The sequence below is a fragment of the Streptomyces sp. NPDC005281 genome (genome assembly GCF_040607495.1).
Lineage (GTDB): Bacteria > Actinomycetota > Actinomycetes > Streptomycetales > Streptomycetaceae > Streptomyces.
Genome location: NZ_JBEXGX010000001.1, coordinates 71,683 through 96,362, shown reverse-complemented (window position 1 = coordinate 96,362; position 24,680 = coordinate 71,683). Strand labels below are relative to the sequence as shown.

The 24,680-nt window shown below is 71.7% G+C and carries 21 protein-coding genes and 1 tRNA gene; 10 read left to right on the top strand and 12 right to left on the bottom strand.

All coding sequences use genetic code 11. From position 1 onward, the window contains the following. Nucleotides 1-122 precede the first annotated feature (122 nt). Together ABZV42_RS00400 and ABZV42_RS00395 are read left to right on the top strand one after the other, a co-directional pair. The gene (locus ABZV42_RS00400) at nt 123-1,511 is read left to right on the top strand and encodes an NAD(P)/FAD-dependent oxidoreductase (RefSeq protein WP_355982278.1); all 1,389 of its coding nucleotides are present in this window, start codon (nt 123-125) and stop codon (nt 1,509-1,511) included. Between the two features lie 248 nt (nt 1,512-1,759). Then, nucleotides 1,760-3,064: a class I SAM-dependent methyltransferase gene (locus tag ABZV42_RS00395; protein WP_355982280.1), complete on the top strand. Its 1,305-nt coding sequence runs from the start codon at nt 1,760-1,762 to the stop codon at nt 3,062-3,064. 110 nt (nt 3,065-3,174) lie between these two features. On the opposite strand, the gene ABZV42_RS00390 is transcribed toward ABZV42_RS00395, so the two are convergent. Together ABZV42_RS00390 and ABZV42_RS00385 are read right to left on the bottom strand one after the other, a co-directional pair. Continuing rightward, nucleotides 3,175-5,703 carry an FtsX-like permease family protein gene (locus tag ABZV42_RS00390; protein ID WP_356050542.1) on the bottom strand — a complete coding sequence of 843 codons (2,529 nt, stop codon included), beginning with the start codon at nt 5,701-5,703 and terminating at the stop codon, nt 3,175-3,177. A gap of 255 nt (nt 5,704-5,958) precedes the next feature. After that, nucleotides 5,959-6,729 carry an ABC transporter ATP-binding protein gene (locus tag ABZV42_RS00385; protein ID WP_355982284.1) on the bottom strand — a complete coding sequence of 257 codons (771 nt, stop codon included), beginning with the start codon at nt 6,727-6,729 and terminating at the stop codon, nt 5,959-5,961. A 588-nt stretch (nt 6,730-7,317) separates the two neighbouring features. Here ABZV42_RS00385 and ABZV42_RS00380 point away from each other — a divergent pair. The 3 genes from ABZV42_RS00380 to ABZV42_RS00370 all read left to right on the top strand — a co-directional run bounded on the left by ABZV42_RS00380 (nt 7,318) and on the right by ABZV42_RS00370 (nt 9,957). Next, nucleotides 7,318-7,400, top strand: a tRNA-Leu gene (locus ABZV42_RS00380). Between the two features lie 272 nt (nt 7,401-7,672). Continuing rightward, the gene (locus tag ABZV42_RS00375) at nt 7,673-8,860 is read left to right on the top strand and encodes a 4-hydroxybenzoate 3-monooxygenase (protein WP_355982286.1); all 1,188 of its coding nucleotides are present in this window, start codon (nt 7,673-7,675) and stop codon (nt 8,858-8,860) included. A gap of 215 nt (nt 8,861-9,075) precedes the next feature. Continuing rightward, complete coding sequence (locus tag ABZV42_RS00370; protein WP_355982288.1) at nt 9,076-9,957, top strand: Bax inhibitor-1/YccA family protein; 882 nt, start codon at nt 9,076-9,078, stop codon at nt 9,955-9,957. Nucleotides 9,958-10,092: 135 nt separating this feature from the next. On the opposite strand, the gene ABZV42_RS00365 is transcribed toward ABZV42_RS00370, so the two are convergent. Continuing rightward, nucleotides 10,093-10,323, bottom strand: coding sequence for a DUF4287 domain-containing protein (locus ABZV42_RS00365; protein ID WP_103550712.1), 231 nt, complete (start codon nt 10,321-10,323; stop codon nt 10,093-10,095). Nucleotides 10,324-10,427: 104 nt separating this feature from the next. Here ABZV42_RS00365 and ABZV42_RS00360 point away from each other — a divergent pair, with 104 nt between their 5' ends. Next, nucleotides 10,428-10,739, top strand: a complete 312-nt coding sequence (locus ABZV42_RS00360; RefSeq protein ID WP_355982290.1) for a hypothetical protein — start codon at nt 10,428-10,430, stop codon at nt 10,737-10,739. Between the two features lie 58 nt (nt 10,740-10,797). On the opposite strand, the gene ABZV42_RS00355 is transcribed toward ABZV42_RS00360, so the two are convergent. The 3 genes from ABZV42_RS00355 to ABZV42_RS00345 all read right to left on the bottom strand — a co-directional run bounded on the left by ABZV42_RS00355 (nt 10,798) and on the right by ABZV42_RS00345 (nt 14,601). Next, entirely contained in the window at nt 10,798-11,604 is an 807-nt protein-coding gene (locus tag ABZV42_RS00355) for a hypothetical protein (RefSeq protein WP_355982292.1), read from the bottom strand. 282 nt (nt 11,605-11,886) lie between these two features. Beyond that, the gene (locus ABZV42_RS00350) at nt 11,887-13,107 is read right to left on the bottom strand and encodes an acetyl-CoA C-acetyltransferase (protein WP_355982294.1); all 1,221 of its coding nucleotides are present in this window, start codon (nt 13,105-13,107) and stop codon (nt 11,887-11,889) included. A gap of 465 nt (nt 13,108-13,572) precedes the next feature. Continuing rightward, a complete protein-coding gene (locus ABZV42_RS00345) occupies nt 13,573-14,601 on the bottom strand; it encodes an SGNH/GDSL hydrolase family protein (RefSeq protein WP_355982296.1) in 1,029 nt (342 codons plus the stop codon). 143 nt (nt 14,602-14,744) lie between these two features. Between ABZV42_RS00345 and ABZV42_RS00340 the strand changes: the two genes are divergently transcribed. Then, nucleotides 14,745-16,139, top strand: coding sequence for a cystathionine beta-synthase (locus tag ABZV42_RS00340; RefSeq protein WP_355982298.1), 1,395 nt, complete (start codon nt 14,745-14,747; stop codon nt 16,137-16,139). 588 nt (nt 16,140-16,727) lie between these two features. Here ABZV42_RS00340 and ABZV42_RS00335 read toward each other — a convergent pair. Continuing rightward, entirely contained in the window at nt 16,728-17,165 is a 438-nt protein-coding gene (locus ABZV42_RS00335) for a hypothetical protein (protein ID WP_355982300.1), read from the bottom strand. A gap of 148 nt (nt 17,166-17,313) precedes the next feature. Between ABZV42_RS00335 and ABZV42_RS00330 the strand changes: the two genes are divergently transcribed. The 3 genes from ABZV42_RS00330 to ABZV42_RS00320 all read left to right on the top strand — a co-directional run bounded on the left by ABZV42_RS00330 (nt 17,314) and on the right by ABZV42_RS00320 (nt 20,536). Further along, nucleotides 17,314-18,858 carry an aromatic amino acid ammonia-lyase gene (locus ABZV42_RS00330; protein ID WP_356050541.1) on the top strand — a complete coding sequence of 515 codons (1,545 nt, stop codon included), beginning with the start codon at nt 17,314-17,316 and terminating at the stop codon, nt 18,856-18,858. Then, nucleotides 18,855-19,820 carry a MurR/RpiR family transcriptional regulator gene (locus tag ABZV42_RS00325; protein ID WP_356050540.1) on the top strand — a complete coding sequence of 322 codons (966 nt, stop codon included), beginning with the start codon at nt 18,855-18,857 and terminating at the stop codon, nt 19,818-19,820. The genes ABZV42_RS00330 and ABZV42_RS00325 overlap by 4 nt, the downstream gene beginning before the upstream one ends. A gap of 146 nt (nt 19,821-19,966) precedes the next feature. Then, nucleotides 19,967-20,536: a hypothetical protein gene (locus ABZV42_RS00320; RefSeq protein ID WP_355982306.1), complete on the top strand. Its 570-nt coding sequence runs from the start codon at nt 19,967-19,969 to the stop codon at nt 20,534-20,536. 63 nt (nt 20,537-20,599) lie between these two features. Here ABZV42_RS00320 and ABZV42_RS00315 read toward each other — a convergent pair whose 3' ends face one another. From ABZV42_RS00315 to ABZV42_RS00295, 5 genes are all read right to left on the bottom strand, one after another. Further along, the gene (locus tag ABZV42_RS00315; protein WP_339129766.1) at nt 20,600-20,974 is read right to left on the bottom strand and encodes a hypothetical protein; all 375 of its coding nucleotides are present in this window, start codon (nt 20,972-20,974) and stop codon (nt 20,600-20,602) included. Nucleotides 20,975-20,988: 14 nt separating this feature from the next. Continuing rightward, nucleotides 20,989-21,495, bottom strand: a complete 507-nt coding sequence (locus ABZV42_RS00310; protein ID WP_355982307.1) for a roadblock/LC7 domain-containing protein — start codon at nt 21,493-21,495, stop codon at nt 20,989-20,991. Nucleotides 21,496-21,560: 65 nt separating this feature from the next. Then, nucleotides 21,561-22,373, bottom strand: a complete 813-nt coding sequence (locus ABZV42_RS00305) for a transcriptional regulator (protein WP_355982309.1) — start codon at nt 22,371-22,373, stop codon at nt 21,561-21,563. After that, nucleotides 22,370-22,777, bottom strand: a complete 408-nt coding sequence (locus ABZV42_RS00300; protein ID WP_037628227.1) for a hypothetical protein — start codon at nt 22,775-22,777, stop codon at nt 22,370-22,372. Before ABZV42_RS00300 ends, ABZV42_RS00305 begins: the two co-directional genes overlap by 4 nt. 439 nt (nt 22,778-23,216) lie before the next feature. Next, nucleotides 23,217-24,575, bottom strand: a complete 1,359-nt coding sequence (locus ABZV42_RS00295) for a diaminopimelate decarboxylase (protein ID WP_356050698.1) — start codon at nt 24,573-24,575, stop codon at nt 23,217-23,219. Nucleotides 24,576-24,680 lie beyond the last annotated feature (105 nt).

Sequence of the window (24,680 nt, the reverse complement as noted above, 5' to 3'; positions counted from 1 at the left end):
GGTGGTCCACACCCGCCGCCATGGCCTCGATCACGAGGGCGGCGGAGTGTAGCAGAGCCCCTGCCCAAGCTTGTGAAGGGGCGCACGAGCGACCCCCCTGAACCAGGTGGATACTCGATGGCATGAGCACCACGGAGCGTCCCAGGATCCTCGTAGTAGGCGGTGGGTACGTAGGCCTGTACGCAGCTCGGCGCATCCTCAAGCAGATGCGCTACGGAGAGGCGACCGTCACGGTCGTCGACCCCCGGTCGTACATGACCTACCAGCCCTTCCTCCCCGAAGCCGCCGCCGGCAGCATCTCGCCGCGGCACGTCGTCGTCCCGCTGCGGCGTGTACTTCCCAAGGCGGAGGTGCTCACCGGCCGGGTCACCACCATCGACCAGGACCGCAAGGTCGCCACGGTCGCCCCCCTCGTGGGCGAGGCGTACGAGCTGCCTTTCGACTACCTCGTCATCGCGATGGGCGCGGTCTCCCGCACCTTCCCGATCCCCGGCCTCGCCGAGCAGGGCATCGGCATGAAGGGCATCGAGGAGGCCATCGGCCTGCGGAACCACGTTCTCGAGCAGCTCGACAAGGCCGACTCCACCACGGACGAGGACGTCCGCCGCAAGGCGCTGACCTTCGTCTTCGTGGGTGGCGGCTTCGCCGGCGCCGAGACGATCGGTGAAGTCGAGGACATGGCCCGCGACGCGGCCAAGTACTACAGCAGCGTGACCCGCGAGGACATGCGCTTCGTCCTCGTCGACGCCGCGGACAAGATCCTTCCCGAGGTCGGCCCCAAGCTCGGCCTGTACGGCAAGGAGCACCTGGAGAGCCGCGGTGTGGAGATCTACCTCTCCACCTCGATGGACTCCTGCGTCGACGGCCACGTGGTGCTGAAGAACGGCCTCGAGGTCGACTCCAACACGATCGTCTGGACGGCCGGCGTCAAGCCGAACCCCGTTCTCTCCCGCTTCGGTCTGCCGCTCGGCCCGCGTGGCCACGTGGACACCCGGACCACGCTCCAGGTGCAGGGCACGGACTACATCTGGGCCGCGGGCGACAACGCCCAGGTGCCGGACGTCGCCGCCCGCAAGGCCGGCGTCGAGAACGCCTGGTGCCCGCCGAACGCGCAGCACGCGCTGCGTCAGGCCAAGATCCTCGGCGACAACGTGATCTCCGGCATGCGGGGCTTCCCGCAGAAGGAGTACTCGCACGCCAACAAGGGCGCCGTGGCCGGCCTCGGTCTGCACAAGGGCGTCGCGATGATCGTCGTGGGCAAGACGAAGATCAAGCTCAAGGGCCGTCTCGCCTGGTACATGCACCGCGGCTACCACGGTCTGGCCATGCCGACCTGGAACCGCAAGATCCGCATCTTCGCGGACTGGACGCTCGGGATGTTCCTCAAGCGCGAGGTCGTCTCCCTGGGTGCCATGGAGACTCCGCGCGAGGAGTTCTACGAGGCCGCCAAGCCGGCTCCGGCCGCCCCGGCGACCGCTGTGAAGACCGAGGAGAAGGCCAAGGCCTCCTGACCCTCCGGTCACCGAACGTCCCGAAGGGGCCGCCCGCCATCCGTGGTGCGGGCGGCCCCTTCGGCGTTTCTCCGCCGCGCGACCCGGCGCGACCGGACGCGTACGGCACGCCCTCGGCGCCCCTCGTGAAGTGTGGTGCGTACACACATTTTGCGAATCTGTGTCGTGGAAGCGGGACTGCGCGCTGAGCGGGTAGATGTTTACCGGGTGTCGGAGCGTTCGGGAGTGCTGTCTCGGAGGTGTACGCCATGCAGGACGCCGCGCCGCGGCTCAGAAGTCTTGTCGAACAATTGCTGGGAGCCCCGCTCCCGTTGCGCGTCCGCGCCTGGGACGGTTCGGAGGCGGGTCCGCCCTCGGCCCCGGCGCTCGTCGTGCGCAACCGGCGGGCCGTGCGCCGACTGTTGTGGAAGCCGGGCGAGTTGGGACTCGCCAGGGCCTGGGTCTCCGGCGACCTGGGCGTCGAGGGCGACCTGTTCACCGCCCTTGACCTGATCTCCGGGCTCCTCTGGGACCGGGCCGAGGACGCGCGCGGGCTCGGGGCGGCGCTGCGTGACCCCGAGGCGCGCGCCGCGGTCCGCGGGCTGGTGAGGATGTCCGGGCTGCCGCTGCCGCCCGCCCCGCCCGCCGAGGAGGTGCGCCGCCACCGCCACCTGCACACCAGGCGAACCGACCGGAGCGCCATCAGCCACCACTACGACGTCGGCAACGACTTCTACGAGCTCGTCCTCGGCCCGTCGATGGTCTACTCGTGCGCCTACTGGGAGGAAGGCTCCACCCTGGAGGAGGCCCAGCGCGACAAGCTCGGACTCGTCGCCCGGAAGCTGGCCCTGAAGCCCGGTCGGCGGCTCCTCGACGTCGGCTGCGGCTGGGGCTCGATGGCCGTGCACGCCGCCCGCGAGCACGGCGCGAACGTGGTCGGGGTGACGCTGTCGCAGGAACAGGCCGCGTACGCCCGTAAACGGGTCGCGGACGAGGGCCTGACCGACCGGGTGGAGATCAGGGTGCAGGACTACCGTGACGTCGCCGACGGGCCCTACGACGCGATCTCCTCCATCGGCATGGCCGAGCACGTCGGCGCCGAGCGCTACCTGGAGTACGCCGAGGTGCTCAGCGACCTCCTCGAACCCGGCGGGCGGCTGCTCAACCACCAGATCGCCCGGCGCCCGCAGCGCGACGAATCGTCGTACTCCGTGGACGAGTTCATCGACGCCTATGTGTTCCCCGACGGTGAACTCGCGCCCGTCGGGACGACCGTGACCCAGCTCGAACGGGCCGGGTTCGAGGTGCGTGACGTCGAGGCACTTCGCGAGCACTACGGGCTCACCCTGCGCCGCTGGGTCGCCAATCTGGAGAACGGATGGTCCCGCGCCGTCCGGCTCACCGGGGTCGGCCGGGCCCGCGTCTGGCGCCTGTACATGGCGGCCAGCGCGGTGGCCTTCGAACGCAACCAGATCGGCGTCAACCAGATCCTGGCGGTGAAGACCCCGGGCGGGACCGGAACGTCCGGGGCCGGCGCGACCGGGATGCCGCTGCGGGCGAGAACCTGGAACTGACGCGCTCCGGGCGGCGGCGCGACGCACGCGGAGGGGGTCCCGTTCCGGACGGAACGGGACCCCCTCTCATGTTCTCCGGGGCCGCCGCCGCGGCCCGTTCACCGTGCCGGCTACTCGGACTTGATCGCCGCCAGCATGTTCAGACGGGCCGCCCGGCGGGCCGGCCAGAGCGCGGCCAGGACGCCGACCGTCGCCGCCAGCAGCAGGAAGAGCGCCATCCGGCCCCAGGGCAGGACGAGTTCGTACGTCGGCATCTTGCTGCCCAGCAGTTCACCTGCGGCCCAGCCGAAGAACACACCGAGACCGACGCCGAGTACACCGCCGAAGAGCGAGATGACCAGGGACTCCAGACGGACCATCCGCTTGATGCCCTTGCGGTCCAGGCCGATCGCGCGGAGCATCCCGATCTCCTGCGAGCGCTCGAAGACCGACATCGCCAGGGTGTTGATGACACCGAGGACGGCGACGATCACGGCCATCGCCAGCAGGCCGTAGAGCATGTTCAGCATCAGCGTGAACATCTTCGCGATGTCGTTGGAGATGTCCTGCTTGTCCTGGACCTTGATGGCGGGGTTGTCGCCGAGGGCCTTCTCCAGCCGGTCCTTGGCCGCGGCCGAGGCGCCGCCCGCCGTCTTCACCATGACCTGCATGTCGGAGGCGTCGCGCTGGTGCGGGGAGAGCGTGGCGGTGTCGAGCATGATGCCCCGGATCATCTCGTTGGCCTCGTACACCCCGGCGACGGTCAGGCTCTCCTTGGCGCCGTCCTCGTAGGAGACCCGGAATCCGGAACCGGCCTTCCAGCCGTGGGACTTGGCGGTGTCCGAGTCGACCACGACCCGGGTGCCGCCGACCTTGAAGGAGCCGTCGGTGACGTCGAGTTCGGTGAGCCTGCCGATGGCCGCGCCGTTGACGCCGGTCAGGAACTCCGTCTGCCGGTCGATGCGGGAGGGCGCGTTGCGCAGCGGGCTGACATCGGTGACCCCGCCGGCCGCGGCGAGCTTCCTCTCGACGTCCGGGGAGAGGGAGTTGCCGTTCGCCATCGACACGACGTAGTCCGCCCTGATCGCCGAACCGGCCATCTTGTCGATCGACTTCTGAAGGCTGCCCGCCATCACCGTCATGCCGGTGATCAGTGTGAGACCGATCATCAGCGCCGAGGCGGTGGCGGCCGTACGGCGCGGGTTGCGCACCGAGTTCTGCCGGGCGAGCGTGCCGGAGATCCCGAAGATCCGCAGGACGGGGGCGGCCGCGGCGATCAGCGGGCGGGACAGCAGCGGGGTCAGGACGAAGACGCCGACGATGAGCAGCACCGCGCCGACCCCCATCGGGGCCTGGCCGTCCGAGCCGTCCATCGTCGTGGCGTACAGGACCACGGCGACACCCGCGGCTGAGAGCAGGGCGCCGATCGAGTTCCGCAGGACCAGGGACTTCGTCGTGGCCTTCGCGTGGACGCTGCTCATCGCGGCGACCGGCGGGATCTTCGCGGCACGCCGGCCCGGCAGCCACGCGGCCAGCATCGTGACGAGGACGCCGACGAGCAGTGCCGTGGCGACGGTTCCCGGCGAGACGACCAGGGGTCCGTCCGGCACCGTGGCTCCGAGCGTGCCCATCAGCGAGCGCATCGCCGCGCCGATGCCGATGCCCGCGGCGAGCCCGCCGACGGCCGCGACCGCGCCGACCACGAACGCCTCGATCAGCACCGACCGGGTGACCTGGCGTCGGGACGCGCCGACCGCGCGCAGCAGGGCCAGCTCCTTGGTGCGCTGGGCGACCAGCATGGTGAAGGTGTTGGCGATGATGAAGGTGCCGACGAACAGCGCGATCCCTGCGAAGACCAGCAGGCCCGTCTTCATGCCGCTCATCGCCGCGGAGATCTGCTCGGCCTGGTCGTCGGCGAGCTGCCGGCCGGTGACGGTGGAGGCGGTGTCCTTCGGCACGACGGCGTCGATCGCCTCGCGCAGCGCGCTCTGGCTGGTGCCCGGCGCGGCCTTCACGTCGATCTCGTCGAAGGAGCCGGCCGAGTGGAACAGCTTCTGCGCGGTCGCCGTGTCGAACAGGGCGAGGCTGCCGCCCGCGGCCACGTTGCCGTCGTCGGTGCTGAAGATGCCGGCGACGACGGGCTCGAGGACGGGGCCGTCGACCGACAGGCGTACGGTGTCGCCGACCTTGTAGCCGGTCCGCTTCGCGGTCTCGGTGTCGATGGCGATCTCGCCGCTGCCGTGCGGCGCGTGTCCGGCCGTCAGGGGATAGCGGGGGTCCTTGTCGCCCCAGAAGTTGCCGCCCTGCGACTGGAAGCCGCCGCCGACGAGCTTGCCGTTCTTGTCGGCGATGGCGGTGAAGCCGTTCACCACCCCGATCGCGGAGGCGGCTCCGGGCACTCCGGCCGCCTTGTCGAGCAGGGGCCGCGTCAGCTTGTGCGTTCTGCCGACGGTGTCGCCCGTGTCCGCCGCGCTCTCGGGGTGGATGGCGACGTCGACCTGGTCGAAGCCCTTGGCGGAGCTCTTCTGGTAGGCGTCCGAGATGGTGTTGGTGAAGACCAGGGTCCCCGAGACGAACGCGACGCCGAGCAGGACGGCGAGCACGGTCATCAGGAGCCTGGCCTTGTGCGCGAATACGTTGCGCAAGGCGGTACGGAACATGGGTCTTCTCAGTCCAGGAGTTCGCGGGAGGCGCGGGAGGGCGCGGAGAGCCACGGGCCGGCGCGCGGGAGGCGCGGGAGGCAGGGGCGGGCACGGCGGTCGTACGCGGAGGCACGGGAGGCCGTGTGCGGAGGTGCGGGAGGGCCCCGGTGCGCGTGCGCCGGGTGGGGGCCGAGGGGCAGGCGGGGGAGCCGGAGCGCCGGGGTGACCGTTGTGGCGGTCCGGCGGGGTGTCGGCCGGCGATCCGGCATGGTGTCAGCTGGTTCGGCCCTTGCCGTCGAAGCGCTTCATCCGGTCGAGGACCGAATCGGCGGTCGGCTCGTGGACCTCGTCGACGATCCGTCCGTCGGCGAGGAAGACGACCCGGTCCGCGTAGGCGGCGGCCACCGGGTCGTGCGTGACCATCACCACGGTCTGGCCCAGCTCCCGCACGGAGTTGCGCAGGAAGCCGAGGACCTCGGCGCCCGAGCGTGAGTCGAGGTTCCCGGTCGGCTCGTCGCCGAAGATGATGTCGGGGCGGGAGGCGAGGGCGCGGGCGACGGCGACGCGCTGCTGCTGGCCGCCGGAGAGCTGGGAGGGTCGGTGGCTCAGCCGGTCCGCCAGGCCGATCATCTTGATGACGGTGTCCAGCCACTCCTTGTCTGGCTTGCGGCCCGCGATGTCCATCGGGAGCGTGATGTTCTCCAGGGCACTGAGCGTCGGCAGCAGGTTGAACGCCTGGAAGATGAAGCCGATCTTGTCCCGGCGCAGCTTGGTGAGCTGCTTGTCCTTCAGGGAGCCGAGCTCGGTGTCGCCGATGCGCGCCGAGCCGGAGGAGAAGGTGTCGAGGCCCGCCACACAGTGCATCAGCGTGGACTTGCCCGACCCCGAGGGGCCCATGATCGCGGTGAACTCGGCCTGCCGGAAGTCGACGGTGACCCGGTCGAGCGCGACCACCTGGGTCTCGCCCTGTCCGTAGACCTTCGACAGTTCCGTGGCGCGGGCTGCGACCGCGGTGCTTGTGCCGGCGAGGGGGGTGGTGGTCACGGGAGGGTGCTCCTGTCGGGACGAGGACGTTGCTGGGGACGTGTTCCATCGTCCGTGCCGATCCACGGGATGTAGTCACCCGCTGTTCCGGTTCCGGGGCAGTCTCGGGTCGGACCGGGGGCGGGCCGTGTCATACCTGGGGATGACGGAGCTCCCTGAGAGCCGTCCGGGTCGGGTGCCGGACGGACCGTCGCGAGCCCCTTCGTGAGCGCCCGGCGGGGCCGCTCGGGCCGGACGGCCGGGAGGTGTTCGGCACCCCTCGCCCGGATGGCACGACGGGCCCGCCGACCCCTCTCGGGCAGGGCGCCGCCGACGCCGGGGGAGCGCGCGCCGAGCGTTCGCGCTCCCGGGAGTACGGGCGGGACCTGGCCCGAGGCTCGTTGTGATCGTGTTCGGACGGTGAAATTCCGTCAATCCGCGTACGCGGGCCCAGCGCGTCCGGGAGGCTGTTGGCAAGTGCTGACGGCCTGTGCGGCGTGCTGATGCACCCTCAGACGCCAATAAAATAAGACAACATCGGTTCGCACGCCCGCTGTTCGGGTGACGCGCCCCGATAGGCTCGGAACCTCGATGCGGAGCCCATGGTCTGCCCGGATGGTGGAATGCAGACACGGCGAGCTTAAACCTCGCTGCCCCTCGCGGGCGTACCGGTTCAAGTCCGGTTCCGGGCACTTCGCGCACCTGTGGCGCGGGACGCGGGCCACAGTCGGATCACTCCGGGCGTGGCCCGCCGGCTGCACCCGCGGCCTCTGTCCGCCCTCTCCTTGACACTCCGTCGGCCCCGGTCCGGGCCGCTCCTCCCCCTCTTCTCGCGCGCGCCCGGGCGTGACGCTGAGTGCTCACAGCGCTCGACCGTTGACAGTGGTTTCCCGGCGGCGGAGACTCACCGGAACGTTGAGTGAAGGAAATTTCACTGAACGAACACGGGAAGGAAGGTGGGTCGATGCGTACCACCGTGGGGATCGTGGGGGCCGGGCCCGCCGGGCTGGTGCTGGCGCGGCTGCTGCATCGCGCCGGGATCGAGTCCGTCGTCCTGGAGAGCCGGGACCGGGCCTACGCGGAACAGCGGCAGCGGGCCGGGATCCTGGAGCAGGGGACCGTGGACGTGCTGCGGGCCGCCGGGGCCGGGGAGCGGATGGACCGGGAGGGGCTGCGGCACGACGGGATCGAGCTGCGGTACGCGGGCGAGCGGCACCGGATCGACTTCCCGGCGCTCACCGGCGGGCGCTCGGTGATGGTGTACGCGCAGACCGAGGTGTGCAAGGACCTCATCGCGCTCCAGATCGAGGAGGGCGGGCCGCTGCTGTTCGGGGCCGAGGCGCTGGCCGTCGAGGGGGCCGAGGGCGACCGGCCCCGGGTGCGCTTCCGGCATGAGGGGCGCGAGGACGTGCTCGAGTGCGACTACGTCGTGGGCTGCGACGGCTTTCGGGGCGTCACCCGCGAGGCCGTGCCCGCCGAGCTCTCCCGCACGTTCGAGCGCTCGTACCCCTTCGGCTGGCTCGGCATCCTCGCCGACGTCCTGCCCTCGCACGACGAGCTCGTCTACGCCCGCCACGACCGGGGTTTCGCCCTGCTCAGCATGCGTTCGCCCACCGTCTCCCGCCTCTACCTCCAGGTGCCCGGGGGAACGGACGCCGGCGCGTGGAGCGACGAGGAGATCTGGGACGAGCTGGACGTCCGGCTGGAGACCGCCGACGACTGGCGGCTGCGCCGGGGCCCCATCACCTCCAAGTCCGTGACCCCCATGAGGAGTTACGTCCACGAGCCGATGCGGCACGGACGGCTGTTCCTCGCCGGGGACGCCGCCCACATCGTGCCGCCGACCGGCGCCAAGGGCCTCAACCTCGCGGTCGGCGACGTCGTCACCTTCGCCCGGGCCCTGATCCGCCTCAGGGACACCGGATCGGCGGAGTGGCTCGACGCCTACTCCGACACCTGTCTGCGCCGGGTCTGGCAGGCCGAGCGGTTCTCGTACGACATGACCGCACTGCTGCACAGCGACCCCGCCGCGAGCCCCTTCGAGGACCGTGTCCGGCAGGCCCGCCTGGAGCGGATCGCGAACTCACCTGCGGCCGCGGCGGACCTGGCGCAGGGCTACACGGGTTTCCCTCTGGGCGAACCGCAGGAATAGGGCGGGATCAAGGCGGCTTGAGAGGGCATGTGATCTCCGTGGCACCGGTTCCCCCGGAGCCGTGTCACGGCTTAGTACCAGTACGGGCGTGCGAGGGGACACACGCGTACGGTGGCACAACGAGGGAAAGATCCTCCCCAAGCACTAGGGTCATTCCTTTGCCTACCTATTACTCTTGAGCCCAAGGCCGCTCAGGGTGGCCATGGAGGAGTGAAATGAGGAGCAGTAACCCGGTCTTCTCGCGACGGGGGTTCAGCCGCGACAACGGCTACGCGGGCTTCAACGCGGCGCCGCAGGCCGGGGGACCCGCTGTCGGCACGCAGGGGAACCCGTACGCCCAGCAGGGCGGCAACCCCTACGCGCAGAACCCGTACGCACAGCAGGGCCTTCAGCAGGGCGCTCCGCCGCAGGCCCCGGTCACCACCGGCCGTATGACGATGGACGACGTCGTCGTGCGCTCGGCCATGACGCTCGGCACCGTCGTCGTCGGCGCCATCCTGGCCTGGGCGTTGCTGCCCGTCTCCAGCACGAGCTACGGCCTGGCCGTCGGCTCCGGACTGGTCGCCTTCGTGCTCGCGATCGTGCAGTCCTTCAAGCGTGCCGCCTCGCCCGCGCTGATCATCGGCTACGCCGCCTTCGAAGGCGTCTTCCTCGGTGTCATCAGCGAGATGTACAACACGCAGTGGCACGGCGCCCCCTTCCAGGCCGTGCTCGGCACCATGGCGGTCGCCGGAGCCACCCTGCTCGTCTACAAGGCGGGCTGGATCCGGGTCACCGCCCGGTACGCGCGTATCGGCATGACCATCGCCATCGCCTTCATCGCCGTCATGGCGGTGAACCTGCTCCTGGTCGTCTTCGGCATCGCCCCTGACGGCGGACTGCGCAGCAGCGGCCCGCTGGGCGCGGTCGTCGGCATCCTGGCGATCCTGATCGGCGCGTTCTTCCTGACCCTCGACTTCAAGCAGATCGAGGACGGCATCACCTACGGTGCGCCGAAGGAAGAGGCCTGGCTGGCCGCGTTCGGCCTGACCATGACCCTCGTGTGGATCTACGTCGAGATGCTGCGCCTGGTCGCCATCTTCAGCGGCAGGGACTAGCGGCGCCGGCGGCCGGACAGGCCGTCAGCCGACCTGAATGAAGGGCCCGCGAACCACCAGTTCGCGGGCCCTTCGTCATGGGTGCGTGTCGTCACGTGCGTGTCGTCGGTTGCCTGGTGTCTCGGTGGTGCGCGCTCACAGCAGTTTGCGCGCGGCCCTCCTCAGGTCGTACTCGTGAATGATCGCTTTGGCGTGGCCGTACGCGAGGTCGTGCTCGGCGCGGAGCCAGCTGACCTTCTCCTCGAAGCGGAAGAGGGCGGGGCCTTCGTCCACGGTGCGAAGCCAGTCGGAGATCTCACGACCGGTGCAATGGGGGATGCGGGCGAGCAGGTTGCGATGGGTCTCCTCGGAGAAGACTTGGGACATCGGCGCCTCCGAACGCAAAGGGGATGTAAGCCGGTCCTTCACGCCACCGTGCCTGAGGGTTGGGTTGTTGGCAACAGTCCCGCCGCTGCGCGTAGTCTCGCGGCGTGCTGGATACGACGCCGTTGACCCGAGCCGTGGACCATTTCGCCGACCGGTTGCGGGCCGCTCCGCAGAGCCGCCTGCAACGCAGTGCCGCGGCCGAGGCACTGGGGCTGGCCAGGGAGTTCGCTCTGCGCACCCAGCGGGTCGAGGACCCGTCGGGGGAGCCCCGGGAGATGCCCGACGCCGGGATGTTCGCCGCCGCCGACCAAATCACGGTCGCCGCGCACGACTTGGCCCTCGTGCTGAGGAACGACGAGGAACTGGCCGAAGCGGTCACGCTCGTGGCCGAGGCGCAGAAACGCGCCGGGGTCTGACCTCTCGGTCGACTCCGGCGCGCGGGGTGTCGTGCGGCCCGCCCCCTGGGGGCGGACGCTACAGCGACGCTATGACGCGGTCCGCCAGGATGTAGACGTTCTCCTCGCCGAAGGCGAAGGTCAGGGCGTACGCGCCCGAGACGCCGGAACCGCCCAGCAGGACCGGTGTCTGGCCGGCCGCCAGGGCGGCGGCGAGCCGCTGCGCGGTGTCGCGGTGGCCGGGGGTCATGCACAGGGTCGTGCCGTCGGCGAAGACGTAGACGTCGAGGGTGCCGAGCGGACCGGGGCGGACGTCCGCCAGTTCCGTACGGGACTCGGCGAGCTCCTCCAGGCGGGTCACCGTGCGTTCGTGGTCGTTGACCACCGGTGACTGGACGGGAACGAAGTCCGGGTGCGAGGGGTGACGGCGGCGGGCCGCGGCCAGTTCCGGGGAGTCGCCCGTGGTATCGGTCTGGAGGAACTCCTCCAGGTCCGCACCTGTCTCCGCCGCCGGCTCCAGGTGGTCGAGACCCACGAAGTCGGAGTGGCGCGGCAGGAACAGCTCGGTGTCGGGCAGCCCGAGCAGCGAGGGCGCGTCGGAGGCGTCACGCGCCTCCTGGGCGGCCCAGAAGGCCCGCGCCTCGGCGAGCTCCCGCTCCCGCTCCTCGGCCAGCGCCTCGGCCACGGCCGTGCGTATCTCGTCCGCGTCGGCGGATCCGCGCGCCGCGGGTACGAGAGCCCGCGCCATACCGGCACGGCTGGCGACGAGTTCGCTGTGCAGGGCTGCAACCTGCCGACGCACGCCCCGCAGGGTGCGCAGAACGGCGACGCCCACGGCCGCACTTGCGGCGGTGGTGAGCAGCAGAGCAATCGGCATGGCGCTCACTGACGTACTCCCGGTTCAAAGTCGGCCCCCGACTTCCTACATCAGCTTGAAGGGCGAACCATCAAACTGTCAGTGCGTAACGTCACGAATAGGACAGGACTTTGGGCCCCAGGTTTAGCCGTGCACGCATCTGACCTGCGGGAATACCCATCCGAGGGGACATAGGTCACATCTTGGAAGGGATTGGATCACAAATCGGCCCAGAGGCCCGGTGGTTCCGGGCTTCTGGGCCGATTCGTTCACGCTGGGTTCAAAACCCGTCACAGGAACGGGTCGCCGTGGTCAGCTGAGGCGCTCGATGACCATCGCCATGCCCTGGCCGCCACCGACGCACATGGTCTCCAGGCCGAACTGCTTGTCGTGGAACTGGAGGCCGTTGATGAGGGTGCCGGTGATGCGGGCGCCGGTCATGCCGAAGGGGTGGCCGACGGCGATGGCGCCGCCGTTCACGTTCAGCTTGTCCAGCGGGATGCCGAGGTCGCGGGCGCTCGGGATCACCTGGGCGGCGAAGGCCTCGTTGATCTCGAACAGGTCGATGTCGTCGACGGTCAGGCCGGCGCGGCTCAGCGCCTGCTTGCTGGCCTCCACCGGGCCGAGGCCCATGATCTCGGGGGAGAGGCCGGTGACACCGGTCGACACGATGCGGGCGAGCGGGGTCAGGCCGAGCTCGCGGGCCTTCGTGTCGGACATGATCACGAGGGCGGCGGCGCCGTCGTTCAGCGGGCAGCAGTTGGCCGCGGTGACCAGGCCGTCGGGGCGGAAGACCGGCTTGAGGCCCTGGACGCCCTCCAGCGTCACGCCGGCGCGCGGACCGTCGTCCTTGCTGACCACCGTTCCGTCCGGGGTCGTGATCGGGGTGATCTCGCGCTCCCAGAAGCCGTTCTTGACGGCTTCCTCGGCGAGGTTCTGCGAGCGCACGCCGAACTCGTCCATGTCCTGGCGGGTGACGCCCTTGAGGCGGGCCAGGTTCTCGGCGGTCTGGCCCATCGCGATGTACGCGTCCGGGATCAGGCCGTCCTCGCGCGGGTCGTGCCAGGTCGAACCCTCCGACTGTGCGACCTCGAGCGTGCGGGCCTCGGCGTCGGCGAAGAGGGGGTTGTGGGTCTCGGGCATGCCGTCGGAGGTGCCCTTGACGGAACGCGACACCATCTCGACGCCCGCCGAGATGAAGACGTCGCCCTCGCCCGCCTTGATGGCGTGCAGGGCCATGCGGGAGGTCTGGAGCGAGGAGGAACAGTAACGGGTGATCGTGCAGCCCGGGAGGTGGTCCATTCCCATCTGCACGGCCACGATGCGGCCGAGGTTGTGGCCCTGCTCGCCGCCGGGGAGGCCACAGCCGAGCATCAGGTCTTCGATGAGCTTCGGGTCCAGCTCGGGGACCTTGGCGAGGGCGGCCTGGATGATCGTGGCGGTCAGGTCGTCGGGGCGCACGTCCTTCAGAGAGCCTTTGAAGGCGCGGCCGATCGGGGAGCGGGCGGCTGAGACGATCACGGCTTCGGGCATCACGGCTCCATTGGCGTACGGGAAGTGTGCAGGGCTGCTTGGGAAGTTACCCGTACGTACCGTCGAGGTCACCGGTGTGGGGGTGTGACACCGGACGCACTTTTCTAAGCGCTTGCTTTTCTCTGGCGGGGGCGCCTTGGGGGTGTGCTTCCCCGGCCGGGGTGAGGAGGTGCCCCCGCGCGCGGGGGTGGCCGCCCCCGCGGCTCCGTCCCGGACCCCGCTCCGCAAACGCCGGAGGGGCTGAAATCTCTCGCCGGCGGGGTGGATTCGTCGCCGGAGGGACTGCAACTCTCGCCGGCGGCACCTGGTCTCGCGGGCGAGGCGAGACACCCAGGGGCGCGGGGAACCGCGCGGCCGGCCCCCACGCGCCCGCAGCCGGGTACGGACCGCCCGGACGGGGCTCGGAGATCGGTGCCGGGCGGGGCCAGACGCCTGGGGCCCGCCCCCGGAGGGATCCGTGGGAGGTCAGTTGGTCGGGGTTGGGGCCGGGTCCGTTGCCGGGAGGCGTTGGCGGCGGCGGCGCTTCAGGAGGGCCCAGGGGCCGCGCGGGCCGGTGGGCATGGCGGCGGTCACCTCGGTGCCGGGCTCGGACGCGGCCTCCGCGGCCGCCCGCGCGACCGGAAGGAACCCCTCGTTGCGCGAGACGTCCGGCCGCTCCTCCTCGGCCGGCCAGAGGCCGAGCGCGGCGCAGACCGTCGGAAGCAGGGCCATGGCCGCCGTGGCGTACCCCTCGGCCGATGGGTGGTAGTGGTCCGGGCCGAACAGCTCGCGCGGGTTCGCCGCGAACTCGGGGCCCAGCAGGTCGCCGAGGGACACCGTACGGCCGCCCTGCTCGACGGTCCCGATCGTCTGGGCGGCGGCGAGCTGCCGCGAGGCCCGCCGGGCCAGCCAGCGCAGCGGCTGCTGGACCTCCTCGACCGTGCCCAGGTCGGGACACGTGCCGACGACCACCTCCGCGCCGGCGGTGCGCAGCCGTCGTACCGCCGCGGACAGATGACGGACGGAGCGCGTCGGCGGCATCCGGTGCGTCACGTCGTTCGCGCCGATCATGATCACGCAGACGTCGGGCAGCCGGGAGGTGTCCGTGAGGGCGAGCGCGACCTGCCGGTCCAGGTCGTCGGACTGGGCGCCGGGCAGCGCCACATTGCACAGCTCCACCGGCCGCTCGGCCACCGCCGCGAGCCCGGAGGACAGCAGCGCCCCCGGCGTCTGGCGGGCCCGGCGCACTCCCTGGCCGGCGGCCGTCGAGTCGCCGAGCATCGTCAGCCGCAGCGGGGGTTCACCGGCGGGGGCGCCGGTGTAGTCGTACCCGTAGAGACCGTCCGCGCGCGGGGCGTAGGGAGCGTGTCCGTTGCCCACATGGCGCTTGACCAACTGCACCTCGGCCAGCACCAGACCGACCGCCGCCGCCCCCACCAGCCCGACGCCGCCCCCGCCGTACGCCGCGCCCGCGGCGATCCGCCGGGCCACCCTCGCCCTCGACATACTCGACATTCCTCGCCGCCACCTCCTGTAGCCGTACAACCACTGCTTGCCCCGAAGAGCGGGTGGGCCAATCTCAACCGAGAGTGAACGGCTGCTCAGGGCCGTAGGCTGACGTGACCATTCCTGTTGAAAACGCAGCTCCGGAGACAACGGTGCAATTCCACGACTCGATGATCAGTCTCGTCGGCAACACCCCGCTGGTGAGACTCAACAGCGTGACCGCGGGGATCCAGGCGACGGTCCTGGCGAAGGTCGAGTACTTCAACCCCGGCGGATCCGTGAAGGACCGCATCGCCCTGCGCATGATCGAGGCCGCGGAGGAGAGCGGCGCGCTCAAGCCCGGCGGCACGATCGTCGAGCCGACCAGCGGTAACACCGGTGTGGGCCTCGCCATCGTGGCGCAGCAGAAGGGGTACCACTGCATCTTCGTGTGCCCCGACAAGGTCTCCACCGACAAGATCAACGTGATGCGCGCCTACGGCGCCGACGTCGTGGTCTGCCCCACCGCGGTCGACCCGGAGCACCCGGACTCGTACTACAACGTCTCCGACCGGCTGGTCCGGGAGACGCCGGGGGCCTGGAAGCCCGACCAGTACTCCAACCCGAACAACCCGCTCTCGCACTATCACTCGACCGGCCCCGAGCTGTGGGAGCAGACGGAGGGGAAGATCACCCACTTCGTCGCGGGCGTGGGCACCGGCGGCACGATCTCCGGCACCGGCCGGTATCTGAAGGACGCCAGCGACGGCAAGGTGCAGGTCGTCGGCGCCGACCCCGAGGGGTCCGTGTACTCCGGCGGCTCCGGCCGGCCCTACCTCGTCGAGGGCGTCGGTGAGGACTTCTGGCCGACCGCGTACGACCGTACGGTCGCGGACGAGATCGTCGCCGTGTCCGACAAGGACTCCTTCCAGATGACGCGAAGGCTCGCCAAGGAGGAGGGCCTGCTCGTCGGCGGCTCCTGCGGCATGGCCGTGGTCGCCGCGCTGCGGGTCGCGGAGCGCCTCGGCCCCGACGACGTCGTGGTCGTCCTGCTCCCCGACAGCGGACGCGGCTACCTCAGCAAGATCTTCAACGACGAGTGGATGGCCGACTACGGCTTCCTGGAGGACACCGGCCCGAGCGCCCGGGTCGCCGACGTGCTGAACGACAAGGCGGGCGCCTCGATCCCCTCGCTGGTGCACATGCACCCGGAGGAGACCGTCGGCGAGGCCATCGAGGTGCTGCGCGAGTACGGCGTCTCGCAGATGCCGATCGTCAAGCCGGGCGCCGGTCACCCGGACGTGATGGCCGCCGAGGTCATCGGGTCGGTCGTGGAGCGCGAGCTCCTGGACGCGCTGTTCACCAAGCGGGCCTCCCTGGACGACCCGCTGGAGAAGCACATGTCGTCTCCGCTGCCGCAGGTCGGCTCCGGTGAGCCCGTCGCGGACCTGATGTCCGTGCTCGGCGGCGCCGACGCGGCGATCGTGCTCGTCGAGGGCAAGCCCACCGGAGTCGTCAGCCGGCAGGACCTGCTCTCCTTCCTGGCCAAGGGCGGCGTCAGGGCCTGACCGCTCCCGGCCCCCGGAGACTCCCGGGGGCCGGGGACGCCGGTCGGGGCCGGGGATGTCGGCCAGGGCGGGCGCCTGGTGACTTCTCCGGACGGACGGGTGCCGGGCGAGGGCGGTGCCGGGCACACATCGTCCGGCTGACCTGGGCCGCCGCGGGATTTTTGTTCGAAGTGCCGGATCCGTGTGGATCTTCCGGCTCCGGCCGGGGTGAACTTCGCGGAAGTGGTACGAGCGCGTCACGTCCGCGCAGCACCCGCTTAACACGGGTCCGGCACATTGGTGGGTGTCGGCAGGGCGGGAGCGGCTCCCCGCCCGGCCGGCGCAGAACGGCGCCAAGGACCTCCGGAGCGGCTCCCGGACCTCCATGGACGCCTAGGACGCACAGCCCGGTCCTGACCCGGCTCGCGTCCCCCGCGGGGACCGCCGTCGTCCCGCCCCCCTTCACCGGGGGTGCGGCGGTCCCCGCGCAATACGTCGAAGGGCCCGGCACTCACCCCGAGTGCCGGGCCCTTTCGTATGCCGTACGGGGCCGTGCGGCACCTGGATCCCGCCCGGTGACGTCCCGCTCCCGGTGTCGCTTTCCGGCGGCTACTCCTCCCAGTCCGACTCCGGCCGGGACCTGCGGCGGCCGAAGAAGCCGGGGGAGAGGCGGGCCGCCTGGACCACGTTCACGCCGACGATGCCGGCCCAGGCGACGAGCAGGCCGGGCAGATGCGCGATTCCGCCGCCGATCGCGGAGAGCGGCACCGCGAGGACGAGCGAGACGATCGCGAAGCCGAAACGCTCGCCCCAGGAGTCGGACGACTGGGGGGAGCGCGTGCCCCGCGCCGCCACCATCTGCTGTTCGGCGAGCCGACGGCGCACCCGGCGGTCGACGGCGCCGTCGAGGTGCTGTTCGACCTTCTCCAGGAAGGAGTCGACCAGCGCGGACTCGTACTCCTCGCCCAGTTCCCTGCGCGCGTGCAGGGTGGCGTCGAGTTCCTTCTTCAGCTCCGCGTCGTCATGGCGGGCGTTCATACCGGTCATGTCCATCACGTTAGACAGCCGGAGCGCGCGTGGCACTGGGGACAGCCCCCCTGTTGCGGCTGGGCCGAGCCCCCGCAAGACGCCCCTTGCCCGGTCTGCATATCGTCATGCAGAGTTCTCGGTACCTGAATAGAAGGGTGGGTGCGTGATGTCGTCCGGGACCGTGGACACGTCGTGTGCGGTGACGCCCCCGGTGGCGGCCGTCGCGCTCGTCGTCCTGGACGGCCGCAGCACGGGTGTCGACGACGTCGTACGGCTCGCGGACGGGACCGCGCGGCCCGTTCCCGGCACGGACGCGATGAAGCGGGCCGAGGAGTCCTGGTGTGCCGCCCGGCGGATCGCCGCCACCGGCCGCGTCTACGGCCGCTCCACCGGCGTCGGCGCCAACCGGAACGAGGGCGTGCCTTCCGAGGCGGCCGCCGGCCATGGCCTGCGCCTGCTGCGCAGCCACGCCGGGGCCATCGGCGAGGAACTGCCTGCCAGGCAGGTCCGGGCGATGCTCGCGGTCCGCGCGAACCAGCTCCTCGCGGGCGGCGCGGGACTGCGGCCCACCGTCGTGACGGCCCTGTGCGAGGCGCTGGAGAGCGGCGCGTACCCGGTCGTCAACGAGCTCGGCTCGGTCGGTACCGGGGACATCGCCGCCCTGGCCCAGGTGGGCCTGGCCCTCGCGGGCGAGCACCCGTGGAGGGGCCTGGGCACGCCGTCCGGTGAGGGGGTGGCTCCCGAGCCTCTGGCACTCGACAACAACGACGCCCTCGCGCTCATCAGCAGCAACGCGCTCACCCTCGGACAGTCCGTCCTCGCCCTGCACGAGCTGCGCGGGCTGATCGGCGCGACCCAGGTCGTCGCGGCCCTGTCTCTGCTGGCGGTCGACGGGTCCCACGAGGCCTACGCGGCGCCCGTGCACGCCGCCAGGCCGCACCGGGGGTCGGTCGAAGTGGCGCGCCGGATGCGGGAGTTGATCGGCGCGGCGGACCGGCCCACGCCACCGCTCGGGCGGATCCAGGACCCGTACGGCTTCCGCTGCCTGCCGCAGATCCACGGCCCCGCGCACGACGCGGCGGACGCGCTGGAGATGGTCCTCTCGGTGGAGATCAACGCCGCCGCGGAGAACCCGCTCATCTCCCCCGAGGACATGGCCGCCTATCACCACGGCGGCTTCTACCAGGCCCAACTCGCCTTGGCCCTGGATCACTTCAGGCTCGCGGTCACCCAGGTGGCACGCCTGTCCACGTCCCGCCTGTCCACCCTCAACGAACCCGCCTACACCCGGCTGCGCCCCTTCCTCGCCGACCACGAACCCGCGGCCTCGGGAGTGATGATCCTGGAGTACGCCGCCGGTGCCGCACTCGGTGACCTGCGGGCCTTCTCCGCGCCCGCCTCGCTCGGTCACGCTGTACTCTCCCGGGGCGTCGAGGAACAGGCGAGCTTCGCCTCGCTCGCCGCACGCCAGACGCTGCGCGCGTGCGGTGCGTACCGTCTCGTCGTCGGCTGCGAACTGGTCGCCGCGGTGCGGGCGCTGCGCCAGCGCGACCTGCGGCCCGACCCGGAGCTGCCGGCCGGGCGGGCACTTGAGCTGGCCGAGGCGGTGCTCGACGCGGAGCAGGCCGACCGGCCGCTCACGGACGATGTGACGGCGGCCGCCGCACTGCTCGACCGGTTCACGGACATCTGGAGGGGGAGCACGTCATGAGCACGGGCAGCGACACGGCCGGAGGCGCCGACAGGAACGGGGACGGCAGCGGGGCCGTGGGGGCCGGAGGGACTACGGGAGCCGGCGGGACGACGGGGGACGGCGCCGTGGAGCGCGACACGAGTGTGGGCGACAGCCCCGCCGGACGGCTCCAGACCCTCTTCGAGGGACGCCGGCTCACCCCGACCCAGCGCCGCATCGCCCACAGCATGGTGCGCAGCGCCGCCGACGTGCCGTTCCTGTCCAGTGTCGAACTCGCCGAACTCGCCGGAGTCAGCCAGCCCTCCGTCACCCGCTTCGCGGTCGCGCTCGGCTTCGACGGCTACCCGGCGCTGCGCAAGCACCTGCGCGAGGTCGCGCCCGCCGAACCGGCCGCCGACACCGCCTCGTACAACGAGTACCAGCAGGCCGTCGAGGCCGAGATCGAGAACCTGCGCCACCTCGCCGCCGTGCTCGCCGATCCGCGCCCGGTCGCGCGGGCGGGGCGCCTGCTGGCCGCGTCCCGTCCGCTGCCCGTCCTCGGGCTGCGCGCCGCCGCCTCCCAGGCCTACGGCTTCGCCTACTTCGCCGCCAAGGTGCACCCCGACGTCCGGCTGCTGCACGAGGGCGGCACGATGCTCCAGGACCGTATCGACGCGGCCGTCCGGGCCGGGGCCACGGCCCTGCTGTGCTTCGCGCTGCCCCGCCACCCGCGCGAGGTCGTCGACGCCCTCGCCTACGCGAAGGAGGCCGGGCTGACGGTCGTCACGGTCGCGGACTCGGCGTTCGCGCCGGTGGCGAAGGTGTCCGACCTGCTGCTCCCCGCCGCCGTCGGCACCGGCCTCGCGTTCGACACGGCGTGCGCGCCGATGCTGCTCGGCCGCGTGCTGCTGGAGGCCATGTGCGACGACCTGCCGGACGCGCAGGCACGGCTGGAGCAGTTCGACGCGCGGGCCGCCGTACGGGGACTGTTCGTGGAGTAGGCGTCGCTCCGGGCGCCGGAGCGGTCGTTCCGGCGTTTCTCAGACGCGTCTCACCTTCCGTGGCTAGCCTGCGCGCCCAGGGCACACGGGCGTCACGGCGGTCGGCGTGCCCGTGGACGTGGCTGTGCGGGGACGGGAGGCGGATCGTGGCGCGCGGAGGACAGGGACTGGCCCGGGTGGCCGTCGTGGTGCGGGCGGGAGCGGTACCGCTGTGGTGGTGCGGGGTGTTCGCCGCCGGGATCGGAGTGCTGCTTCCCGGGCTGACCGGGCGCAGGATCGGCGTCATGGCGGGGGCCGCGCTGTTTCTCGTCGCGGCGCCCGTGGTGGCGTACTGGCGCGGGAAGCGGTACGACGCCCTGGTCCGCTCGGCCGACCGCGCCGGCAAGCACGATGTGCTCCAGGACCGTGCCATGACCCTTCGCAACTGGCGCCGGGGTCACCGCTGGTGGCTGCTGCTCGCCTTCGCCGCCGCGCTGGCCGGCTCGTTCGCGGTGCCCGCCGCGGGCGGCATGCTGCTCGCCGGCGCGGGCGTCGGACTGTGGCTGAAGGCCGGCCGGCTCGGCCGCCTGGAGCGTGCCGGACAGGCGCTGATCTGGGTGCGTGTCGACTGGCTCGGCCCGCGCGCGGGTGCTCCCGTGGGCAAGCCGGTCCGGGCCGTGCGGGCCACCGGAGTGGCGGCGGGTGACGCCGCACCCGGTGGGGCGCGGCGTCACTGACCGGAACGGACGTCGCCCGACGGGCGAACGTCGGCTGTCGGTGCGAACGTCGACTGTCGGGTACTAGACCTCGAGGTCGTTCTCGATCCGCTTGAGCTGGTGCCGGGCCATCGCCAGGTTGGCCCGCTTCTGGTCGAGGACCAGGTACAGGAACAGGCCGTTCCCGCCGCGGCCCTTCATCAGCCGGATCAGGTGGTACTGGTCGGAGAGCGTGATCAGGATGTCCTCGATGTCGCCCTTCAGGCCCAGGTGTTCCATCGTGCGCAGTTTGGCGCGGACGACGTCGGTGTTGCCGGCGGCCGCGACGGTGAGGTCGAAGCTCTTGCTGCCGCCGATGGTGCCCAGCGCCATTCCGCTGGTGTAGTCGACGAGGGCGGCTCCGGTCGCACCCTCGATGGACGCCAGAGCCTCTTTGAGGGCGGTCTCGGTGTTCGTCATGATGTGGTGCTCCTTCAGCTCTCTGATGTTCTCGGGTGGTTGGTGGCAGGGCTGGATGTGGTACGCGGGGTGGGACCGCGCGGGGTGCGCGTGCGTGACGAGGGCTTCGCGGAGGGCTTGGCCGGTTCGGCGGCCGGCTCGCCCCGGGCGGTGGCGGCGTCGACGAGTTCGCCGATCCGGGTGCCGGAGCGCCGCCCCTCCAGGTGCAGTCGGCCGACGTTGACCCGGTCCTGGGCGAGCAGCGTCAGCACGGCGGAGCCGCCCGCCGCGTACGTCGCGACATACCCGTGGACGCCGCGCACCAGCAGTTCGCGCAGGTCGCCGTGGCCGGTGGACTCGGCCATGCGGATGGCGACCCCCAGGGCGGCCGCGGTGAGCGCGGCCAGGCCGTCCGGCTCGACGCCGGGTGTGTCGTGGGCGAGGACGAGACCGTCGGCGCTGGCCGCGAGTGCTCCGGTCAGCTGGGGCACCCTGGCCCTCAACCGATGGAGTTCGTCCAGGACTTCGGCCTCCGCCGCCATCAGCAGTCTCCTCTCGGCACGCTGTCGTAGCGCGCGGATCACAAGGCCTCCCGCGGGGTTGGGACTCACAAGGCCTCCAGCGCGTCTCTGAGTCGTCGCAGCAGCGCGACGTCGGGATCGGTGGAGGTCTGGGTGAGCACGCTGGGCGGGGGGAGCGGCTGCGGTTCGGGCGCGGCCGTCACGAGTCCGGCGGCGGCGAGCCGGCGCAGGTCGACGAGCGTGTGGAAGGCGGGCCGCCCCAGCGCGAGGGACACCTCCGCCGCCGTGCGGACGCCGTCCACCCGGTCGAGGACGGCCCCCTGGCGCACCGGGACTGCCGGCCCCGCGGCGAGCGGGGCGCGCCGCAGTGGCGCGGTGTCGGTCGCCGGGTCGGGCCAGATCCGGTGCAGGAGTTCACGCCGGCGCACCGTCTCGCGCTCCAGCGCGGCGACCGGGACCGGGCGGAGCGGGCCGAACCAGTGCGCGGCGCCGTACCGGAAGCGGCTCGGGGTGCTGCTCGGCCCGAGGACGAAGTACGCGGCGTCGTAGAGGGAGCCGAGGTGGCACAGCTCGAGCGCGCCCTCCGCGATCCGCCCGCTGTCGATCAGGAACCGGCCGACCCTGCGGCGCGCCCCGGCGGCGGCGACCGCCTCCCGCCACACCTCGGGGGCCAGTACGCCGTGGACGGAGAACAGTACGTCGAGGCCGGGGGTGGCCGGGCTCTCGGCGTGCACCACCTCGCCGTCGGCGAGATAGAGGGTGCCGCGCTCACGGATGAGGACACCGGTGGCCCGCTCCTCGGCGAGCCGGCTGAGCATCGGGGAGACGCCGCCGACGGTGCCCTGCGCCGTGTCCCGTATCGGGAGCCGGGGCGGGGGAGGTGTCCTGACGGTGGTCATACGAGCACCAGCCGTCCGGCCATCTCGCCCAGCCGGATGCGGGCCAGGGCGAGATTGCCGTCCGAGCGGGCCAGCCACAGATGCAGGAACACGCTGCTGTCGAAGGCGGTCCGGACGAACCGCAGGACGTGGTAGCTGTCGCGGTTGCTGATGATCAGGTCTTCGATCGGGGTCTCCTGGTCGGACCACTCGGACCAGTCGGAGCCGCCCTTGGGAGCGAACGAGCGGTTCTCCGCGGCGAGCCGGGCCAGCTCGGCGGCCTCCGCCGCGGTCGTCTCGTGGTCGTCGCCCGGAGCGTCGCCGACCGTGCCCAGAGCCAGGCCGCTGGTCCAGTCGACCACCGAGGCGCCCCGGGCACCTGGCAGTGTCATGGCCTCCAGCAGGCACTCGTCGATACCGGGCACCGTGTCTCCCTCCCGCCAAAGGGTTCGGCCGAGTGACGCCGAAGTTACGCACTGTGTGCACGGGAAGGGAGTGATCCGGCATTTTCCTGTGGAAAATGCCCGCGGTGACTAAGGTGGGTCAACTGACCACATTCTCTGGCGGCCTCAAACCCTCCGAGGTCGGTTTGTGCTGCCCAGGACCGGTGTGGCGGGGGCGCACATGGGTGCGATCGGGCGCCCGGCGCTTTCAGTGCGCCCCGGTGTCCGCCGGTGTCGCCGACGCCCGCCGGTCGGTGCGGTGCCGTCGGCCGGCGCTCGTCGGTCGGTGTCGGTCGGCCGGTGCCGCCCTTCTTGGATTCGCCCCCTCCGCCCCTTCCCGGGGCTCCGCCCCGGATCGCTCCTCGAACGCCGGAGGGGCTGGATTTGTCAGTCGGCCGGAGGGGCTGGATCTTCCCCGGTTCTACAGGTCGGTGAGTGAGCGGGTGTGGGGGCCGCCTGATTCGGTGACGATCTCGGCGAGGGTCTGGGGGGTCCGCACGACCGCGAAGCGGGTGGCTCCCGGGTCGCCTTCGGCCGGGGCGAAGCCGTAGACGCCGGGGCGGGCCAGGGAGTTGTAGGCGTAGTGGTGGGCGAAGCAGTACGCGCCGGTGTCCAGCGCGGCCACGTGGTCGCCCGGTTCGAGCAGGGGCAGCGGGCGGCCCTTCGCGAGCAGGTCGCCCGCGAAGCAGGCCGGGCCCGCGACGTCCTGGACGACGTCCGGCCCCGGCTTCGGGCGGCCCTTCGCGTCGTACGCGGCGATCCGCAGCGGCCACGACCCCGGCGCGTACACCGTGCGCGTCGCCACCTGCACCCCGGCGTGGGTGACCGCGACCGCCCGGCCCCCGGCGGACTTCGTGTACTCCACCCGCGCCAGCACCGTTCCGTGCTTGGCCAGCAGCGACCGCCCGAACTCGGTGACCAGTCCGTACCGCCCGTCGAACAGTCCCGGCGCCGCCTCCGCGAGTAGCCGCGCGTACCGCGCGTACGTCGGTTCCATGGCGTCGGAGCCGAAGTCGACGGGCAGCCCGCCGCCGATGTCGACCGTGTCGACCTGCCGTCGCCCGGCATGCCGGTTGATCTCCTCCGCCAGCTCGTACGTCTCCGCCACACCCTGCGCCATCAGCGTGAGAGGCATGCCCTGCGAGCCCGAGTGCACGTGCAGCCGGGTCAGCCACGGACGGTCGGCGTACGCCCGCACGATCCACGCGCGGGCCCCCTCGTCCCGCAGCGCGACGCCGAACTTGGAGGTCGTCGTCGCCGTGGACAGTGCCTCGATCGAACCCCCGCCGACCTGCGGGTTCACCCGGATTCCGATGGGGGAGGCGGTGGCGGCGGAGCGGACGAGGGCGTCGATGCGGTCCAGCTCCTGCGGGCTGTCCGCGTTGACCGCGACGCCGAGCCCCAGCGCCTCGCGCAGTTCGGCGGGCGTCTTCGCCGGCGAGTCCAGCACGGTCCGCTCCGGCGGGATTCCCGCCGCGGCGGCGAGCGCGAGCTCTCCGGGGCTCGCCACCTCCGCGCCGATGCCCTGCTCGCGCAGCAGCCGCAGGACGGGCACGAGGGGTGTCGCCTTCACCGCGAAGGCGTGCAGTACCGGAGTGCCGGGAGCGGTGATCGCGTCGAAGGCGGTGTGCAGCGCGGCGGCCGAGGCCCGGATGCCGGTCGCGTCGAGGAGCGCGACGACGGGACGGTCCGCGGTGAGGAGCCCCTGTTCCAGGGCGGCCCGCACGGCGTCGTCCCGCCGCGGGACCCGCGTCGCGTCCGAAGTCTCCGCCGAAGTCATCGCGGCCCCGCCCGCCCTGTCGTCCGCCCGGTCCCCTGCCCTGTCCATGTCTGCGCCCATGCGTCCCAGCCAAACATCCGGCAGGAGCGCGTGCGGGACCGCGCG

Coding starts and splice junctions, on each gene's coding strand:
- ABZV42_RS00400 (WP_355982278.1), top strand. CDS start 123: ATGAGCACCACGGAGCGTCCCAGGATCCTCGTAGTAGGCGGTGGGTAC.
- ABZV42_RS00395 (WP_355982280.1), top strand. CDS start 1,760: ATGCAGGACGCCGCGCCGCGGCTCAGAAGTCTTGTCGAACAATTGCTG.
- ABZV42_RS00390 (WP_356050542.1), bottom strand. CDS start 5,703: ATGTTCCGTACCGCCTTGCGCAACGTATTCGCGCACAAGGCCAGGCTC.
- ABZV42_RS00375 (WP_355982286.1), top strand. CDS start 7,673: ATGCGTACCACCGTGGGGATCGTGGGGGCCGGGCCCGCCGGGCTGGTG.
- ABZV42_RS00370 (WP_355982288.1), top strand. CDS start 9,076: ATGAGGAGCAGTAACCCGGTCTTCTCGCGACGGGGGTTCAGCCGCGAC.
- ABZV42_RS00365 (WP_103550712.1), bottom strand. CDS start 10,323: ATGTCCCAAGTCTTCTCCGAGGAGACCCATCGCAACCTGCTCGCCCGC.
- ABZV42_RS00350 (WP_355982294.1), bottom strand. CDS start 13,107: ATGCCCGAAGCCGTGATCGTCTCAGCCGCCCGCTCCCCGATCGGCCGC.
- ABZV42_RS00345 (WP_355982296.1), bottom strand. CDS start 14,601: ATGTCGAGTATGTCGAGGGCGAGGGTGGCCCGGCGGATCGCCGCGGGC.
- ABZV42_RS00335 (WP_355982300.1), bottom strand. CDS start 17,165: ATGACCGGTATGAACGCCCGCCATGACGACGCGGAGCTGAAGAAGGAA.
- ABZV42_RS00330 (WP_356050541.1), top strand. CDS start 17,314: ATGTCGTCCGGGACCGTGGACACGTCGTGTGCGGTGACGCCCCCGGTG.
- ABZV42_RS00325 (WP_356050540.1), top strand. CDS start 18,855: ATGAGCACGGGCAGCGACACGGCCGGAGGCGCCGACAGGAACGGGGAC.
- ABZV42_RS00315 (WP_339129766.1), bottom strand. CDS start 20,974: ATGACGAACACCGAGACCGCCCTCAAAGAGGCTCTGGCGTCCATCGAG.
- ABZV42_RS00310 (WP_355982307.1), bottom strand. CDS start 21,495: ATGGCGGCGGAGGCCGAAGTCCTGGACGAACTCCATCGGTTGAGGGCC.
- ABZV42_RS00305 (WP_355982309.1), bottom strand. CDS start 22,373: ATGACCACCGTCAGGACACCTCCCCCGCCCCGGCTCCCGATACGGGAC.
- ABZV42_RS00295 (WP_356050698.1), bottom strand. CDS start 24,575: ATGACTTCGGCGGAGACTTCGGACGCGACGCGGGTCCCGCGGCGGGAC.